The 16,714-nt window shown below is 68.5% G+C and carries 18 protein-coding genes and 2 pseudogenes; 11 read left to right on the top strand and 9 right to left on the bottom strand.

Translation table 11 applies throughout. The features are described 5' to 3' along the window. The first annotated feature begins 4 nt into the window (after positions 1-4). Positions 5-769, top strand: a complete 765-nt coding sequence (locus F9C41_RS08710) for an SDR family NAD(P)-dependent oxidoreductase (protein WP_155386108.1) — start codon at positions 5-7, stop codon at positions 767-769. A gap of 95 nt (positions 770-864) precedes the next feature. Here the strand turns inward: F9C41_RS08710 and crcB are convergent, their stop codons facing one another. After that, positions 865-1,230 carry a fluoride efflux transporter CrcB gene (gene crcB, locus F9C41_RS08715; RefSeq protein WP_155386109.1) on the bottom strand — a complete coding sequence of 122 codons (366 nt, stop codon included), beginning with the start codon at positions 1,228-1,230 and terminating at the stop codon, positions 865-867. Continuing rightward, positions 1,227-1,709: a FluC/FEX family fluoride channel gene (locus F9C41_RS08720; RefSeq protein WP_155386275.1), complete on the bottom strand. Its 483-nt coding sequence runs from the start codon at positions 1,707-1,709 to the stop codon at positions 1,227-1,229. Before F9C41_RS08720 ends, crcB begins: the two co-directional genes overlap by 4 nt. A gap of 211 nt (positions 1,710-1,920) precedes the next feature. Here F9C41_RS08720 and F9C41_RS08725 point away from each other — a divergent pair, with 211 nt between their 5' ends. Continuing rightward, entirely contained in the window at positions 1,921-3,861 is a 1,941-nt protein-coding gene (locus tag F9C41_RS08725; protein WP_230689435.1) for a potassium transporter Kup, read from the top strand. Positions 3,862-4,012: 151 nt separating this feature from the next. On the opposite strand, the gene F9C41_RS08730 is transcribed toward F9C41_RS08725, so the two are convergent. Further along, on the bottom strand, positions 4,013-4,507 hold the full coding sequence (locus tag F9C41_RS08730; RefSeq protein WP_230689436.1) for a MarR family winged helix-turn-helix transcriptional regulator: 495 nt from the start codon (positions 4,505-4,507) through the stop codon (positions 4,013-4,015). Positions 4,508-4,735: 228 nt separating this feature from the next. Here F9C41_RS08730 and F9C41_RS08735 point away from each other — a divergent pair, with 228 nt between their 5' ends. Continuing rightward, positions 4,736-5,062, top strand: a complete 327-nt coding sequence (locus F9C41_RS08735; RefSeq protein ID WP_155386111.1) for a cupin domain-containing protein — start codon at positions 4,736-4,738, stop codon at positions 5,060-5,062. Positions 5,063-5,071: 9 nt separating this feature from the next. Beyond that, entirely contained in the window at positions 5,072-5,689 is a 618-nt protein-coding gene (locus F9C41_RS08740) for a mycothiol-dependent nitroreductase Rv2466c family protein (protein ID WP_155386112.1), read from the top strand. A gap of 81 nt (positions 5,690-5,770) precedes the next feature. Here F9C41_RS08740 and F9C41_RS08745 read toward each other — a convergent pair whose 3' ends face one another. Next, entirely contained in the window at positions 5,771-6,049 is a 279-nt protein-coding gene (locus tag F9C41_RS08745) for a CBU_0592 family membrane protein (RefSeq protein WP_155386113.1), read from the bottom strand. A 39-nt stretch (positions 6,050-6,088) separates the two neighbouring features. Next, the gene (locus F9C41_RS08750; RefSeq protein ID WP_155386114.1) at positions 6,089-6,793 is read right to left on the bottom strand and encodes a cyclase family protein; all 705 of its coding nucleotides are present in this window, start codon (positions 6,791-6,793) and stop codon (positions 6,089-6,091) included. A gap of 168 nt (positions 6,794-6,961) precedes the next feature. Between F9C41_RS08750 and F9C41_RS41170 the strand changes: the two genes are divergently transcribed. Both F9C41_RS41170 and F9C41_RS08755 read left to right on the top strand, forming a co-directional pair. Beyond that, entirely contained in the window at positions 6,962-7,219 is a 258-nt protein-coding gene (locus tag F9C41_RS41170) for a hypothetical protein (RefSeq protein ID WP_230689438.1), read from the top strand. A 6-nt stretch (positions 7,220-7,225) separates the two neighbouring features. Then, complete coding sequence (locus F9C41_RS08755; RefSeq protein ID WP_230689439.1) at positions 7,226-8,107, top strand: DUF4331 family protein; 882 nt, start codon at positions 7,226-7,228, stop codon at positions 8,105-8,107. On the opposite strand, the gene F9C41_RS08760 is transcribed toward F9C41_RS08755, so the two are convergent. Both F9C41_RS08760 and F9C41_RS08765 read right to left on the bottom strand, forming a co-directional pair. Beyond that, a complete protein-coding gene (locus F9C41_RS08760; RefSeq protein ID WP_155386115.1) occupies positions 8,051-8,437 on the bottom strand; it encodes an aldo/keto reductase in 387 nt (128 codons plus the stop codon). The genes F9C41_RS08755 and F9C41_RS08760 overlap by 57 nt on opposite strands. 6 nt (positions 8,438-8,443) lie before the next feature. Further along, positions 8,444-8,626 (bottom strand): hypothetical protein, encoded by a 183-nt coding sequence (locus F9C41_RS08765; RefSeq protein WP_155386116.1) that lies wholly within the window; start codon positions 8,624-8,626, stop codon positions 8,444-8,446. A gap of 71 nt (positions 8,627-8,697) precedes the next feature. Here F9C41_RS08765 and F9C41_RS08770 point away from each other — a divergent pair, with 71 nt between their 5' ends. From F9C41_RS08770 to F9C41_RS08780, 3 genes and pseudogenes are all read left to right on the top strand, one after another. After that, positions 8,698-9,282, top strand: a complete 585-nt coding sequence (locus F9C41_RS08770; protein WP_155386117.1) for a GNAT family N-acetyltransferase — start codon at positions 8,698-8,700, stop codon at positions 9,280-9,282. Positions 9,283-9,423: 141 nt separating this feature from the next. Further along, positions 9,424-9,741, top strand: a pseudogene (locus tag F9C41_RS42150) (Dyp-type peroxidase); the annotation flags it as partial. 272 nt (positions 9,742-10,013) lie between these two features. Next, positions 10,014-12,449 (top strand): glycosyl hydrolase family 8, encoded by a 2,436-nt coding sequence (locus tag F9C41_RS08780; protein ID WP_155386118.1) that lies wholly within the window; start codon positions 10,014-10,016, stop codon positions 12,447-12,449. Between the two features lie 441 nt (positions 12,450-12,890). Here the strand turns inward: F9C41_RS08780 and F9C41_RS08785 are convergent, their stop codons facing one another. Beyond that, positions 12,891-14,300: a YhjD/YihY/BrkB family envelope integrity protein gene (locus F9C41_RS08785; protein WP_155386119.1), complete on the bottom strand. Its 1,410-nt coding sequence runs from the start codon at positions 14,298-14,300 to the stop codon at positions 12,891-12,893. A 631-nt stretch (positions 14,301-14,931) separates the two neighbouring features. On the opposite strand from F9C41_RS08785, the pseudogene F9C41_RS42260 reads away from it, so the two are divergent. Continuing rightward, positions 14,932-15,267 (top strand): annotated as a pseudogene (locus tag F9C41_RS42260) (NAD(P)/FAD-dependent oxidoreductase); the annotation flags it as partial. A gap of 209 nt (positions 15,268-15,476) precedes the next feature. After that, the gene (locus F9C41_RS08795) at positions 15,477-15,848 is read left to right on the top strand and encodes an STAS domain-containing protein (RefSeq protein ID WP_155386121.1); all 372 of its coding nucleotides are present in this window, start codon (positions 15,477-15,479) and stop codon (positions 15,846-15,848) included. 99 nt (positions 15,849-15,947) lie between these two features. Here F9C41_RS08795 and F9C41_RS08800 read toward each other — a convergent pair whose 3' ends face one another. After that, entirely contained in the window at positions 15,948-16,556 is a 609-nt protein-coding gene (locus tag F9C41_RS08800; protein ID WP_155386122.1) for a DJ-1/PfpI family protein, read from the bottom strand. Positions 16,557-16,714 lie beyond the last annotated feature (158 nt).

Here is a 16,714-nt window from a genome sequence, read left to right on the forward strand (position 1 = left end):
AACCGTGTCCGCACGCTTCACCGACAAAGTCATCCTGATCACCGGTGCCACTTCTGGCATGGGCCGGGCCGTCGCCGAGCGGGTCACCGCCGAGGGCGCCAAGGTCGTGCTGGCCGCCCGCGGCAAGGACGCCGGAGACGCCTTCGCCGCGCAGCTGCGCGCCGCCGGGCACGACGTGCTGTTCGTGCCGACCGACGTGACGGTCGCGGCCGAGGTCGCGCAGCTGGTCCGGCAAGCCGTCGAGCACTACGGGCGGCTCGACGGCGCGTTCAACAACGTCGGCGCCGCCACCGCGTACGCCCCCGTCACCGACATCGGCGAAGACGCCTGGCGTGCCGACCAGGCGCTCAACCTCGACAGCGTCTTCTACGGACTCAAGTACGAGATCCCCGCGATCCAGGCGGCCGGCGGCGGCGCGATCGTCAACAACTCCTCCAACCTCGGCGTCACCGGCGCGCCCGGCATGGCCTCCTACAGCGCCGCCAAGCACGGCGTCGTCGGACTCACCCGCTCGGCCGCACTCGACACCGCCTCCACGGGCGTCCGGATCAACGCGCTCGTCACCGGCGGCGTCGACACCCCGCTGCTGCGCGGCGCGATGGGCCCGAACCCGGAAGAGGCCATCAAGGCCGCAGGCGCGATGCACCCGGTCGGACGGATCGCCCAGCCCGAGGAGATCGCCGCGTTCGTCGCGTTCCTGCTCAGCGACGAGGCCAAATTCATCACCGGCGCGGCACTGGCGATCGACGGCGGCATGACCGCCGCATGAGCCCGTCGAGCCCAGGCGGTCCGAGTCTCGAAAGCCGCCTGGGCTCCGGTTGAGGGGCGGGTTCCGCCCCTCAACGCTCAGCGGCGGCTTGGGTGTCAGCCGACGACGGCCCCGGCCGCTGCGTAGCCCAGCACCGCGGCACCGAGGCCTGCGACGATGCTGGCGGTGAGGTTGACCAGGGCGTACAGGCGGGAGCCGTCCTGGATGAGCCGGACGGTCTCGTAGCTGAACGTGGAGTATGTGGTGAGTGCTCCGCAAAACCCGGTGCCGACTAGTGCCATCAGACCGTTGGCGGGTGGCAGCCCGAGCACGAACCCCAGCACCAGAGCACCGGCCACATTCACCGCCAACGTGCCCCACGGGAACAGGGAGGGGTGGCGTGTCTGGATGGCGCGGTCTGTGAGGTACCGCAGCGGTGCGCCGACCGCGGCGCCGAGCGCGACCAGCAACAGCAGCGTCATCGCCGCTGCCCAGGTGCGTGGATCACCGGTGCTCGCGGCCGCACCAACCAGATGGTGAGTTCCATCGCCGCCCATACCGCCAGCAGCGCTGCGAAAAGCGTACCGGCCAGATAGGCCAGCGCCGTCCGGGGGTGACCTTCGGCGATCATGACTTGGATGTCGCCGATGTAGGTTGAGAAGGTGGTGAAGCCACCGAGCACTCCCACGCCGAGGAACGGGCGGATCAACTGCCCACGCCAGACCCGCTGGACTAGCACCATGAGGATCCCGATGAGGGCGCAGCCGACCACGTTGATGGTGAAGACCGTCCACCCGAACGTGCCCGCAGGACGGGGGAATGCCGTCTCCAATGCGTACCGGGCGAGCGCCCCGAGCACTCCTCCTGCAGAGATGACGCCCAGTAGCGCCCAGCGGCTGCTGGGGTGCATCTCGGCGCGGTGCGCCGGAATGGCAAGGTCGACATCGCAGTTCATCGGCATGGCTGACCTCGGCACGGCCACCTCCCGGACGACGACGCGTCGAGCACCGATCGTGGTGCAGCTGTGGACAGACACTCAGCGCTCAGCGTACGGCGACATGATCGCCTCGACAGGCATAACGTGCTTTCTCCGGCTTCGTCGAGCCGCACCTTCCGGGACCACACAACGCGCATATCGGGTTATCCGGGCTCCGATTGCATAGTCTGGACGGGTGCCGAAGGCCGCAGCCGCCCGCGGGCAACGCAGCCAGACCGGCGGGATGGTTCCGGGTGGTGCGGCGGCGTTGCTGCTGGGGGCGCTGGGAGTCGTGTACGGCGACATCGGCACCAGCCCGCTGTACACGCTGCAGACCGCGTTCACCGCTGACAACGGCGCGGTGGTGCCGACCCCGGTCAACGTGTACGGCGTCGTCTCGCTGATCTTCTGGGCGATCACGATCGTCGTGTCGGTCAAGTACGTCAGCCTGATCATGCGCGCTGACAACCGCGGCGAAGGCGGCATCCTGGCCCTGACCGCCCTGATCGAGGACACCGGCCCGCGCCGCGCCCGGGCGAAGGCCGTCCTGGTCAGCCTCGGCATCCTGGGCGCCGCACTGTTCTACGGCGACGGCACCATCACCCCCGCGATCTCGGTCCTGTCCGCCGTCGAAGGACTGCAGATCGTCGAACCGTCCCTGAGCGCCTGGGTCGTGCCCGTCACGGTGGCCGTGCTCACCGCCCTGTTCGCCATCCAGCGCTACGGCACCGCCGTGGTCGGCCGGATGTTCGGAGCGGTGATGCTGGCCTGGTTCCTCACCCTCGCCGTCCTCGGCGCCGCCGAAGTCGCCCGCCACCCCGGCATACTGCGGGCGCTGTCGCCGTACTACGCCTGGCAGTTCTTCCGCACCGACGGCTGGACGGCGTTCCTGTCACTGTCATCGGTGGTGCTCGCCGTCACTGGCGCCGAGGCGCTGTACGCAGACATGGGCCAGTTCGGCCAGCCACCCATCCGGCGGGCCTGGTTCCTGCTGGTCTTCCCCGCGCTCATCCTCAACTACCTGGGACAGGGCTCGCTTGTGCTGCGCACGCCGTCAGCGGTGACCAACCCGTTCTACCTGCTGGTCCCCTCAACCCTGCAACTGCCGATGGTCTTCCTGGCGACCGCGGCGACCGTGATCGCCTCCCAGGCGGTGATCACCGGCGCGTTCAGCGTCACCTACCAGGCGATGCGCCTGGGCTACCTGCCCCGCCTGTCGATCCGGCACACCCCCGGCGGCCAGCAGGGCCGGGTCTACGTCCCCGTCGTCAACCACGTGCTGTTCGTGACCGTGACCGGGCTGGTGCTGGCCTTCGGATCGTCTGCGGCACTCGCCTCAGCCTACGGCGTCGCGGTCACCGCCACGTTCCTGCTGAACACCACGCTGTTCCTGGTCGTCGCCCGGACACGCTGGCACACGCGCAGAACCGTCATCGCCCTGATCGGGGTGATGCTGCTCAGCGTCGAGACCATGTTCTTCACCGCCAGCCTCACGAAGATCGCCCACGGCGGGTGGCTCCCACTGACCCTTGCCGCGTTCGTCTACACCGTCATGGCCACCTGGCGCCAGGGACGGCAGATCGTCGACCGCTACCGCGCCCAGCACGACCGGTCCGTCGAGCACCTGCTGCGCGACTCTGCCGCATCGACGCCGCCACCGCAGCAGGTGCCCGGAACCGCGGTGTTCCTGGCCAGCGCGCCCGGGGCGGCCCCCGGCGCGCTGGCGGCCAACGTGCTCATCAACCACATCGTGCACCGTGACGTCATCGTCATGACCGTGCGCGACGACCGCCGGGCACACGTGCCCGACGCCGACCAGCTGACCGCCCGCGTCACGCACGATGCCGCACCGCGGGTCACCCACCTCGACGTCCGCGTCGGTTACCGCGACCGCCTCGACATCCAGGCGATGCTGCGCAAGGCGACCTCCCGAAGGCTGCTCGCCCCCGACATCGACCTGAGCGAACCGGCGTACTTCCTGACCCGCGAAGTCGCCGTCAACTCGCCCGCGCCGACCATGCCCCGGTGGCGCAAACAGGTCTACCTGTTCCTGTCACGCAACGCCGCCGACCAGGTCGAGCACTTCAAGCTGCCGCTGCACCGCACCGTGGTCATGAACGAGGAGACGCCGCTGTGACGCCGCGGATCGACCGACTTGCTGCCGGACATTTACCCGAGCCGGCTGCCTCCCACGTCTGCTCCTGGGCGTGTCCGCCGCCTTCGCCGCGTGCTCGTCGACAGTCAGGCCGTGGTCGGGCACGCATTTGGCCGTGGGGTGCGCCGCGGAGTCAGCGGGTGACCGTGGTGGCGAGTTCGCGCAGCAGGTCGGCCAGGCGTCGGGCGTCGGCCGGGGCCAGCCGGGCCAGCGCTTCGCGCTGCACCGCCAGCCCGGCCGTGACGGCCTCGTCGATCAGCTCCCGGCCCGCCGGGTTGAGCTGCGCGCGCAGTGAGCGGCGGTCGCCGGGATCGGGCGTACGCGTGATGAGTCCAGCTTTCTCCAGTTTGTCGAGTCGGCCGGTCATGCCGCCCGTGGTGAGCATCAGGGTGTCGGACAGCTGTTTGGGGGAGAGGTTGAACGGCTCGCCGCTGCGGCGCAGCGTGGCCAGTACGTCAAACTCGCCGCGTCCGATGCCGAGGCGCTGGTAGGCCTGCTCCATCCGGTCGCCGATGGCGGCGGCGACGCGGTAGACGCGGCCGAAGACCTCCATAGGCAGCAGGTCGTCCAGGTCAGGGCGCTCGTTGCGCCACTGGCCGATGATCGCGTCGACGGTGTCCGGGGTCATGACGCCCATGATAGCTTGACGCCAAGTAGCTTAGTGGTAAGTTACATCAAAGCTAGTTCAGGGAGGAACGCGATGACGTACACCGCCGACGTCGGCGCGGTGAGTGCCGCGCATCGCTTCGCCCCGCCGGCACCGTGGAGCAGACGGTCATGGGCTCGGGCTCCATCGCCCGGTTCGTGGCCCCGGGCAGCGTCACCCAGGGCCGGTTCGGCCTCTACGTACTGGCGCATGCCCGCCAGAGTGGGCCAGGCCGACCCGCACTTCCACCGCACCTTCTCCGAGTCTTTCTACGTCGTCTCCGGCACGGTGCGGTTGTACAACGGGTCCAGCTGGATCGACGGGCAGCCCGGCGACTTCCTGCACGTGCCCGAGGGCGGCGTGCACGGCTTCCGCAACGACAGCGACGCCGAGGCCTCGATGCTCATCCTGTTCGCACCTGGCATCGCGCGGGAGACCTACTTCCGCGAACTCGCCGACATCTCCGCCACGGGGCGGCAGCTGTCCGAGGAGGAGTGGACCGACCTGCTCGCCCGCCATGACCAGTACCACGCCTGAGGAGATCTGATGACGATGTACACCGACATGTGGTTCGACCCGAAATGCCCATGGGCCTGGAACAACTCCCGATGGCTGCTGGAGGTCGAACGGGTCCGCGACGTGCGGGTGCGCTTCCACGTTATGAGCCTGTGGCTGCTCAACCGCGACCGCGAGGTCGACCCCTGGTACCGAGAATGGCTGGCCGACACCCTGGGCCCGGTCCGCGTAATCACCGCCGTGCAGCAGAAGTTCGGCGACGAAGTGGTGCGCGGCCTCTACACCGCCCTCGGCACCCGCATCCACCACGACAAGACCCCGATCGGCCCCGACCTCTACACCGCCGCACTGTCCGACCTCGGCCTGCCGGCCGACCTCGCCGCTGCGGCCGACGTGACCGACCACGACGAAGCCCTGCGTCAGAGCCACGAAGACGGCCTGCGCCCGGTCGGCGAAGACCTCGGCACCCCCACGATCCACATCCCCGCTCGCGACGGCAGCGTCAACGCCTTCTTCGGCCCCGTCGTCACCCCCGTCCCCCTCGGCGAGGCCGCCGGACTGCTCTGGGACGGCGTCCTACTCGTCTCCGCCACCCCCGGCTTCTACGAAATCAAACGCGGCAACCGCCCCCGCCCCCGCGTCTCTTGAAAAGGGAGCCCACCAGCCTGACCGCCGCGGTAACGGTGCGGGAGACAGCGGTCGAAAGGTCCTCTGCCAGGGACGGTGCGACTACGGGAAGGAGTCCGGGGCGGCTGGAGGTGGCGGAGCCATACGGCGAGTGTGGAGGCGGCGCAACGCTGCGACACCGATGACGAGCCACACCACGTTCACCGCGGCCGAGGGCAGCGCACGGTGGAACACCGCGTTGACCGCCAGCAGGATCGCACCGGCGAGATTGAGCAGCTGATAGGTCAGCCCAGCGGCGATGCGCCCGGTGGACAGCAGCCCGTACGCCATCAGCAACACGACGGCGCCCGACCAGCCCACCACTTCGATCCACAGGTCCACGTTCCAGACCTCCAGCGGCTGGTCACCTGGCAGGTTTTGTCACGACGGCAGAACGGCATAGGCGCGCACGGGAAACGTCCCGAATCGGCGGACCGGAGCGGGTACGGCGTGCAGCCGGGCACCTTGGGCCGGTAGCGCATCGAGGTTGGTGAGGTGTTCCAGCACGGGGATGTCAGCTCCGAGCAGGATCGAGTGCGCAGGACGGGTGTCGCCGTCGATGCAGTCGATGTTGACGCTGTCGATGCCGACCAGCCGAGCCCAGGCATCGGCTAGCAGCTGCGCGCCGTCCTCGGCCAGGAACGGAGCATCCTTGCCGTACGCGTCGGTGCGCCAATGCCGGTCCCAGCCGGTGTGCAGCAGCACCGCCGTCCCAGCGAAATCGTGGCCGCTCAGCATCTGCGCAGTGACGGCACGCCCGCTGCCGCGTTCGAGGCGGATCACGACGACAGGCAGGTCCGCGAGCGATTCCAGGGCCAGCCCAGCCAGGTCGGTGCCATGCTCGTACCGGTGAAACGGGCTGTCCACGTACGTTCCGGTGTTGCCCACGAAACTGATCCGGTCGATGGCGAACTCGGTGCCAGCGGCGTAGCTGGCCCGCGACGCCTTCCGGGTGAGGTGAGGCGTGATCTCGGGACCGGGCAGCCCGGGATAGGTGATCATCTCGGCCTCGACGACATGGCTCAGATCGACGAACCTGGTCCTCGGGCTGCTGGCGGACGGCGCCCCGCTCGATGGGACAGTCATGTGTCCATGATCGCGCGGCTTGGCCCGGAGCGTATCCGGATCTCGCGAGCTGCCGGACCCTCACTTTCTCCTTCGCCGACCGTGGTGTGGCGAGTATCCGGGTTCCGGGGGTGGGCGGTGAGCTGCGTTGTTAGGTTCGCAGGCGCTGCCTGAGGACGGAGATCTGCCATGTCTCACCATCTCGACACGCCGCTGGCCCGCCAGAACGGCCGGCTCTATATAGACGATCTTTACGTGTTTCAGGGTGACGGGTCCACGGTCCTCATCATGGACGTCAACTCGACGATCACCGGACCGGACGTGCAGGCGGGGCTGCACCCTGAGGCGCGCTACGAGTTCAAGGTCCATGTGGGTGGCGAGGCGTTCGAGTCGTTGACGTTGCGCATCGCCGCGCATGACGAACCCGACGCGAATGGACGCCAGTAGATCACCGTGCACAGCCTGACCGGGGACGAAGCCCGTGATGACAGCGCGAGCGGCACGCTGCTCGCACGCGGCGGGACCGGTGAGCAGATCTCCGGCGGCGGTGTGCGGGTGTGGACCGATCGTGTCGCCGACCCGTTCTACGTCGATCTCGACCAGCTGTTCACCATCAACGCGGCGGTCGCCAAGGGCACCGCGGTCGACAGCGCGAAGTGGGACCCGAAGCAGGCGAAGAACTCGTTCGCGAACACCACTGTGCAGGCGATCGTGGTGGAGGTCTCCCACGAGCATCCGATCCTGCGGCCGGGCGCGCAGGTCGGGGTGTGGTGCTCCACGAAGCTGGCCACTGACGCGGGCGGCTGGCGGCAGATCAACCGGGCCGGTCACCCGATGATGTGGCCGATCTTCTGGCCCACGGACACGGATTTCTCGAATCCGGCCAACGACCGCCATCCTTCGGAGGACCTGGAGGGCGCGGGCAAGTACCTAGCCGACCAGGTCAGTGCCGTCGTCGCCGCGCAGGGCAACGTGGCCGATCCGCAGGGGTACGGCTGGACGGTCGCCCGGCGGCTGTTCCCGGACGTGCTGCACTACGAGGTCGGCACCCCGGCGACGTTCGGGTTCGCCGGCATCAACGGCCGCACGCTGGCCGACTTCGTTCCCGAGGTGATGTTCTCCCTCGTGCTGGGCCGGGCCACGCCGGGCGCCCTCGGCCCGTCGACCAACGAACGACTCCGCACCTCCACCTTCCCGCACGTCGTCAAGCCGAAGCCGACAGCCCGCCCCCACCGCTGCCCGGCAAGCGACACTGCGACCTGCTTGATGCCGGCCCGGTCATCCGTTGACGTCGCGCGCCGGGGCGAACAACTGCTGGATCCAGTTCGGGTATGACGGCGCCAGCACGCTGACCTTGTCGAGTTCGCGCAGGTCCTGCTCGGTGAGGGCCAGGCCGCTGGCGTCGATGTTGTCGGTGAGCTGGTCCTCGCGGCGCGCTCCGACGATGACACTGGTCACCGCGGGCTGTGCCAGCAGCCAGGCCAGTGCCACGCGCGGCACGCTGCCTTCGTGCCGGGCGGCGACGGCGCGCAGCACATCGAGCACGTCGTGGCCGCGCTCGCGGTCCACCGGCGGAAAATCCGGGTAGTCGGCGGTGGTGCGCCGGCCGCTGCCGTTGGAAGTGCCGTCCCGGTTGGTCTTTCCGGCGAGGAAGCCGCTGGCCAGCGGGCTTCACACCGTCAGCGCCAGGCCCTCGGCCTGGACCATCGGCACCAGGTCGCGTTCGGCGTCGCGGCCCACCAGTTGATCACCACCGACCTGCCCGATGACCCTGTGTAACCGTGGTCGAAGCGAGTTGGTGACGGGCTCGCCCGTGCGGATCGCGGCATGAGCGATGCCAGGTGAGTCCGCCAACGCATCCTGCAGTCAGCCCACATCAGCCTGGTGCCGTCGATCTATGGCGGCAGGCCGGTAGCGTCCCCGCCATGCCGTTAGCTCCTGGATTGACGGTCCTTGAAGGCCGCTATGTACGTCTCGAGCCCCTTGCCGAGTCCCATGTCCCTGCCCTGTTCGTAGCAGGCGGCCGAGACGGCGAAGTTTGGCGCTGGCTAAGCGCACCAACTCCGCGTACCGAAGCGGAACTACGGGAGATCGTGTCTAGACGCCTCAAGGACGTCGACGACGAGAAGCGAGTCGCGTTCGCCGTGCTTGGCCACGACGAGGGAACAGCGATCGGCACCACGAATCTGCACAGCTGGCATCGTGGCGACGGCTGCATCGAGATCGGCGGCACGTGGTTTGGCCGGAAATGGTGGCGTACCGCAGCGAACACCGAAACGAAACTCCTGATGATGACCTATGCCTTCGAGGCGCTTGGATATGCAGCCATCGCCTGGCGCATCAGTCCGGGCAACATCCGCTCACGAGAGGCGATCACGCGCATCGGCGCCACCCTGATCGGCCACGAGCCGGAGGTCACCGCCGAGCCGACCCTCTTGGTTTATTCGATGCGCCAGGCCGAGTGGCCCGCAGCAAAGGCACGTCTGTCCGAACGCCTGGCGAGGATCTAGGCAAGTTCCCGGCATTCGCACATCGGCTATTCCGTGCACCCGCCAGGCGCCGACCCTGCCGCCATGACGCAACGCAACCTGCTCGGACAGGTCGACGGCACCGTGCAACCACCCGAACAGGGGTAAGACCAGGCCGTCTGGATCGACAAGCAACCCAGCTGGCTGCGCGGCGGCACCACTGTCGTCGTGCGCCGGATCCGGGCCGAACTGGAGACCTGGGACGCCGTCGACCGACAAGGCAAAGAACTCACCATCGGACGCCGTCTCAGCTCCGGCGCCCCTTTGACCGGCAAGGACGAACACGACACAGCCGACTACGCTGCCACCGACCGCCTCGGCTTGCCCGTCATCTCCCAGTTCGCGCACATCCGCCGGGCACACGTGGCCGACCCCGCCCGCCGGATCCTTCGCCGGCCCTACAACTACGACGACGGGCTGTCGACCGACGGCACCAGCGACGCCGGACTCGTTATGCCGGCATCACCTGTGGCCGCAGCCGGTAGTACGCCGAAAGTTTCGGTGACGAGACGCTCTCACGGAACCGCATGCCAGGGACCGCGCGTCACCAGGGGTGGCGAACGGCCCTCGGGGCGCACCGCTAGTCGGCTTCTAATGTCGGCAGTGACTTGGCAAACCGTCCAAATTGTTGCCGAAACATTTCCGGAAGATATTGACGGCATGTCGCGACGCTTCACAGAATCGGAACCCCGATGCCAATGTGAGGTGCCCCGATGCGCAGCACCCGATCCACCACTCCACAACCGGCCATCAGGACCCGTGTGCCACGGGCCGCCCGCTCCCGGCCGGGGCGCCTGCTGCTCACCCTGGCCGTGCTCGCCGCGTCCGGCGCCGTCGCGGCGACCGTGCCCACCACCGCGGTGCACGCCGCCATCCTGCTGGTGACCACCCAGGCCGAGACGATGACCAGCGGCGGCGGCTGCACCGGCCTGCAGGAGAGCAGGGCGGTGTACTACTGCAACGGCGACAGCACCTACACCAGCCACTCGTTCGGCCAGCCGGGCCGCTACAGCATCAAGGTCCGCGGCGCCTCCAGCGCCGCCAGCACGGCCGGCATCAGCGTTCTCGTCGGCGGCACCATGATCGGCTCGTTGGGCTTCGCCGGTACGGCGTACACGGAGCAGTCGGCGGCCTTCGACCTCGGCTCGGGCGGGGCCAAGGAGATCAGGCTGCGGCTGGAGACGGACAACGGCCAGAACGACACGTACATCGACTGGTTCGAGCTCTACCACGAGGGCGCCACGCCGGCGCCGCCGCCGGCACCCGTCCCTCCGTCCACCGGCGCCTACGCCAGCGGCGTGTACCGCAACCTGTTTCGCGAGTGGGACGCTTCGCTCACCGAGACCGCGGTCAGCGCCAAGCTCGCCACGTACTGGAACCACTTCTTCACCGGCACCGACGACAGCAAGCGTCTGTACTACCCGGCCGGCGCCAACGCCGCCGGGAACCTCGCCTACATCAAGGACACCGGCAACGACGACGTGCGCTCCGAAGGCATGAGCTACGGCATGATGATCGCCGTCCAGATGAACAAGAGGGCCGAGTTCGACGCCCTGTGGAACTGGGCCAAGACCAACATGCAGCACAAGACAGGGGCACGCAAGGGCTACTTCTGCTGGCAGGCGACCTTCAGCGGCTCCTGTCGGGACAGCAATCCGGCCTCCGACGGCGAGGAGTACTTCGCCACGGCGCTGTTGTTCGCCGGTCATCGCTGGGGCAACGGCACCGGCATCCGCAACTACACCGCCGAGGCGAACGCGATCCTCGACGCCATGCTCCACCAGCAGGACATCAACGGCGGCGTGGTCGACAGCGTCACCAGCATGTTCGACCGCGACGAGAAGATGATCGTGTTCGTGCCGTACGCCAGCGCCGCGAACTTCTCCGACCCGTCATACCACCTGCCCGCCTTCTACGAGCTGTGGTCGCGCTGGGCCACCGGCTGGAACGGCGGCCAGGCCGCCGACCGCCAGTTCTGGCGTGATGCGGCCGCCCGCAGCCGCACCTACTTCGGCCAGGCCACGCACCCCACGACGGGGCTGAACCCCGACTACGCCGAGTTCAACGGAACCCCCAACAACACCGGCAACCACGGCGACTTCCGCTTCGACGCCTGGCGCACGTCGGTCAACTGGGCCGTCGACTACGCCTGGTGGGCCGCGGACGCGAACCAGAAGACCCTCACCGACCGGCTGCAGAGCTTCTTCGAGGCCCAGGGCGTCAACGCGTACGCCAACCAGTACTCCCTGGCGGGAAGCCCGCTGTCCAGCGACCGCTCACCCGGACTCATCGCCTCCAACGGCGCCGCCTCCCTCGCCGCGACCAACGCCCGCGCCTGGAAGTTCGTCGAGGCGCTGTGGAACCTGCAGCCCTCCACCGGCCAATACCGCTACTACGACGGCCTGCTCAACTTCATGGCGTTACTGCACGCCAGCGGCAACTTCCGCATCTACAAGCCGGGCGGCGTCCCGGCCGACACCCAGGCGCCCTCGACCCCGGCCGGCCTCACCTCGACCTCGGCGACGTCCAGCACGGTCACGCTGTCGTGGGCCGCGTCGACCGATAACGTCGGCGTTACCGGCTACACCGCGTACCTGGGCGGGGCCACGGCCGGTGCGGCCGGCTGCAGCAGCGTCACCACGACCGGCTGCACCGTCACCGGCCTGTCTGCGAGCACCGCGTACACCGTCACCGTCAAGGCACAAGACGCGGCCGGCAACACCAGCCCCGCCTCCAGCGCCATCACCGTCACCACGACCACCGCATCCGCCGGAGACCGCAACGCCTACCAGCAGATCGAGGCTGAATCCTACGACACCGCCTCCGGCATCACGACCGAATCTGGTGACTCAGGAACCATAGTCTCCTTCGCGGGCTCCGGTAGCCACGTCGCGCTGCGCGGCGTGCAGTTCGGCAGTGGCGGCGCCGGCCGGGTCCAGTTCCGCGCACTCACCTCGGCGGCGGGCGTCAACGTCCAGGTCCGACTCGGCAGCGCAACCGCCGCACCGGTCTGCACCGTGTACCCCGACAGCAACGGCGTCTGGCACCTGAAGTCGAACTCCTGCTACCCGAAACCGGGCGGCCTTCGCGACGTGTACATCACCGCTACCGGACCCATAAAGATCAACAGTCTCACGTTCCTGCCCTGACCGAGACGACCGACAGCCGGTGTCCGCTGACGTTCACCGGCTGTCGGCTGTCGGCTGTCGTCGCACGGGCGGTTGTGGCGCACCCGGTCCGGCCGATTCCGCTGGAGGGGCGCGACCGTCACAGCCACAGCAGTTCGCGAACCCAGCCGCCGGTAACGCAGGACGATGTGGCGTCGAGCCGGTCACCCCTGCCAGAGCTCCACGCTGACCGGCTCGGCGACGTACGCCGTGTGGTCTTCGGCCACGAGATCCGGCTGCGCCTCGAGCTGTGTCTACGCTAGGCCGAGGTCCGACGAGATCGGCCGGGTCCTCGAGGATCGCGCTCTGGCGCCCGGTCAGGCTCGCGGCCCGGGAGCCGATCGGGCGTTCGAGGAAGTCGCTCGAACTGACACTCACGAATCTGCGAACCGGGTTACACCATTAAGGCCGCGTGACAGGGCACTAATAGATGAGGTCGTGTAGGTGTTTGGTGTCCATGTATTCGTTGACGGCCACGATCTGCCCGTTGCGCACGGTGAACAGGAAGTGGTGGTCGTTGTGGTAAGACTTGCCGGCGAGGTGTGTTCCTGTGGACACGACTTCGGCGGCCACCTGGTCACCTTCTGCGATTAGCCCCTGGATGGTGTAGGTGAGTCCGGCGGGGAACTCGGTGCCGATCGCGGCGAGTGCGCTCTGGTATTGGTCTTTGGTTTTGGTCCCGGAGACCGGCAGGTCGCCGGGTGCCCACCACGTCGCGTCCGGGGTGAGGGTCGCGAGCGCCTGCTCGACACTGCCGGCGGAGAGATTTTCGAAGAACGTGGTAACGGTCTGCTTGTTCCGGTCGGTCACGCGGGCACGGCGGATTGTCATCCGGCGGCGCAGTCGATCGCGAAGCCGTGTAGGCGACGCAGCGTGCTGGTGGGGGCGGTGTGGGGTGGCTGGTGGCGGGCCTGCGGACAGGTCGGTGACCGGCCCTGTGCTGCTGGTGGCGGTCAGGGTCGCGGCGAACAGCAGGAGCTGGTTGAGGATGTTGAGGAACACCAGCAGGCCGACCGCTCCGGCGACGACTTGGTAGGCGGGGTTGGCTTCGGTGCGCTGGATGTAGAGCCGTCCCGCGGTTTTGAGGATTTCCAGCCCGGCGGCGACCAGCAGAGCTGGGCCCAGGACGCGGCGTAGCCGCATTCGCACGCGCGGGACCGCGGTCAGCACGGCGATGGCCAGAACGGTGTTGACCGCGAAGCCCAGGACGAACCCGGCGGTGGCCAACGTCCACTGGCTGGGCAGGCCTTGCGCGCTGAAGATGTCCACCAGCAGCCATCGCAGCCCGGTTTCGGAGCCGGCGGCGGCGGCCAGCGATGCGGCCAGCAGCAGGCACAGCCCGGCCAGGATGCCCAGGTCGATGAGCTGGCGGGTCAGGAAGCCGCCCGGGTATTGCGCCAGCCGCCAGATCGCCCGGATCGAGGAACGCAGCGCGTCGACCCAGAACAGTCCCGCGATGGGCAAGATGAGCAAGGCGACCAGCCCGGCGGTGCCGCGGGCGTCGCGTAACGCGCTGGCGTCCAGGCGGGGCAGGTTCTGCGAGAGGTAGTCCTGGACCGCGGCCAGCACGGCGGGATCGTCCAGGACGTAGCCGAGCAACGCGAAGGCGAGCAGCGCCATGGAGAACACGGCGAAGAACCCGTAGTAGGTCACGGCCGCGGAAAGCCTGCCGCCGTCGGCGGCGTCGTAACGCCTGCCGGCCCGGACCACATGGTCGAGCCAGCCGAACCGGTTGCGGACCCGCACGAAAGCTGCCGCGAGCTGTTGCGCCTTCACCGAAGCAAACACCTTGGCATCTTTACCCGGCACCTGACAAAGGAAACCGGGTGACATGGAGGCCGCACCCACCCCGGGCGGCGCCGTACGCAGCGCGGAGGTCGCCGCACCCGGTTTCCGCGCCGACCTGTGCAGCGCGTTCTACCCGTTCGCGGCCTGCTCGCCCGTGATCTCCGGACTGCAGCTGACCGACTACGGCCTGCGCTGGCTGCGCGCCGACGCCGTGCTCGCACACGCGCTCCCGGACCGACGCGCCGCGCTGATGTGGGGCGACCCTGAACAAACCGCCGAGTCGGTCACCTCGTTCGACCGTCGCGATGGCCGGCGCTGGCTGGCCGCATACCGCAGCTGGCTGGCCCTTGAGGACGACCTGGTGGCGGCCATGTTCACACCGTTCCCGCCGGTGCGGGCGGCCACGCGGCTGCTGGCCCGCGGCGGCGTCGGCGGCACGGCGCACTTGGGCGGGAACACTGCCCGACTTTCGCGTACGGCGGCGTCGGTTGCCGCAGGAGACGATCCCACGGTGCCGTTCGTGCTGGTGGGACAGATGAGCCGCGCCGACCCGACCAGGTCGCCGTCGGGAACAGAGACCGCCTGGGCCTACACCCACCTGCCCTACCGCTACGCCGGGCGGGGCCGCGACGACGCCGGCATCCGGGGATACGTGGACCGCATCGAAGAAATGGTCGACAAACTGGCGCCCGGATTCGGTGAGCTGGTCGTCGGCCGTTGCGTCCAAGGTCCTAAGGACCTGGTCAACGAGAACGCCAACATGAGCGGCGCGCTCGGCGGGGGCACCGCCGCGCTCACCCAGCAGTTGGTGCTGCGGCCGACGCCGGGGCTGGGTCTCGCCGACACCGTGATCGACCGGCTGTATCTGGCCAGCGCCTCGGCCCATCCCGGCCCCGGCGTGCACGGGGGCCCCGGTGCCAATGCCGCCCGCGCTGCGATTCACCGCGATCGGGCCGTCGCGGGTGCGGTCTACCGCGCGACCGTCTCGGCCGCGTACCAGCTGATCTATCGACCGATACCTCCGGCGGCAGCGGCCATCCTGTGTGTAGTCGGGCAGTGTTGCGGCTGCGGAACTAAGGGTAGAATCCTTCATGTTGACTGTTTGATCTTAACTGCCCCAGACCTCGGCAGCTCGTCGGAAAAGCCAGAGGTGGGGATGGCGTGGAACAGCATCCGATGGTCATCACTGTCACCCGCGCATGTCAGGGGCGGGTGGCGTGTATGTGCATAGCTGGTGACGTTGACCTGCTCGATTCCGGGGACATAAGCCTGGCGCAGCGGCAATTGGCCGTGGTGTCCTGCGAGACCCTGTATGTGGACTTGACCGATGTCACCTTCGGTGGCGCGGCTCTGGTTCATTACCTCTACGCACTGGCGGCGCGGCTGCCCGGGGCAGCGATATCGCTGTGCGGAGCGCCGGGCATAACTCACCAGATCCTCGAACTGACCGGCCTGGACCAGGTCGCCGCCCTGCGTGACAGCATCCCGGAGGACTGGGCGACGCCCTCGGCCGCAGCTTCAACCTCGGCCGCCTCCGAACGGCGGCTGCCCGTGGGGCGAGCCGCACTCGGTAGGCCGCAACCAGCGACCTGACGCCACCCGGCGATCCGGCGCAAACGGGCGGCAACAACGAAGCCAAACGCGGTCGGCGCCTGAGGTCGATGCTGCGCCGCGTTCGTATGCTGCGGAGTGTCAGCGCATCGCGATCTCGCCCGTGTTGACGGCACGCATAGCCCGCTCGACGGTCTCCTCGCGTTCGCCGACCGGTGCCACGTAGCCGATGACGTCGCGCGCGGCGTCCGGTCCGAGCGTTCGGGTGATCACCCAGGTGGCCAGATACTGCGACGCCAGGCAGCCACCCGCTGTAGCGATGTTTCCCTCAGCGTGGAACGGCGCGTCCAGCACGGTGACGCCGCACGCCTCGACAAAGGGCCGGCTCACCATGTCCGTGCAGGCCGGCATGGCACCCAGCAGCCCGAGGCGCGCCAGCACGAGCGCTCCGGAGCACTGCGAACCGATCAGTTGCCGCGAAGGGTCGAGCGCCAGCATGGACAGCAGCCGGTCGTCGGCGACCACGTCGCGTGTCTTGACCCCGCTGCCGATCAGCACGACATCGGCCTCGGTCGCGAATTCCATCGGGCGCTGCCCGCTCACCTCGACGCCGTTCATCGACGTGACCACCGGCGTCGGCGTCGTGATGAAGGCCGCCAAGCCGTCCTTACGGCACCGGTTGATCAGCGCGGAAGCGATGAAGCTGTCGAGCTCGTTGAACCCGTCGAAGGTGACCACGGCAACCTGCATAACCACTCCTCATGTACGGCATCCGATGGTCAGGCTGCCTGATGCGCCACCGCGGGGCGAGAACCAATCAGCGGCTGGTGGCCTCCTTACGGCAGGCCGGCGCCGCAGCGGGTTGGAGGGGCAGGTACCGCGCCCCCGGATCGCGTCCTCGGAGCAGG

The organism is Catellatospora paridis, assembly GCF_009720365.1.
Lineage (GTDB): Bacteria > Actinomycetota > Actinomycetes > Mycobacteriales > Micromonosporaceae > Catellatospora > Catellatospora paridis.